Origin of the sequence: Psychrobacter sp. TAE2020, from assembly GCF_018919485.1 — a bacterium.
GTDB lineage: Bacteria > Pseudomonadota > Gammaproteobacteria > Pseudomonadales > Moraxellaceae > Psychrobacter.
Genome location: NZ_JAHLMU010000023.1, coordinates 1 through 402 on the forward strand (window position 1 = coordinate 1; position 402 = coordinate 402).

The window sequence follows — 402 nt, forward strand, 5'->3', positions numbered from 1 at the left end:
ACTATAACCAATCTGTTGCAAATAAAGCAATTATTGACTATATAAGCAAACACCAACCAGACTTTGAAATACGCAATCTTTCTGAACGCTACCCTAATTATCAAATAGATATTGAAGCAGAGCAACAAGCTTTATTAAAACATCATACTATTATTTTTCAATATCCATTATATTGGTACAATATGCCTGCAATTTTAAAACAATATTTCGATTGTGTGCTAACTTATGGTTTTGCCTATGGAAATAATAGCTATCGATTAAAAGACAAATATTTTATTCCAAGTATCACCGTTGGAGCATCTGAAGAAGATTATCGAGCAGATGGAGAGGCTCACTTTAGAGTCCTAGAATTTTGTAAAAATTTGGAACAAAAAGCCTATTATACCAAGATGAAATATATTG

1 protein-coding gene is annotated in these 402 nt (G+C 30.8%); it reads left to right on the forward strand.

What is annotated here, in order from left to right; genetic code table 11:
• The coding region (locus KPY62_RS13570; protein ID WP_216583474.1) for an NAD(P)H-dependent oxidoreductase at positions 1–402 on the forward strand (402 nt) is incomplete at both ends.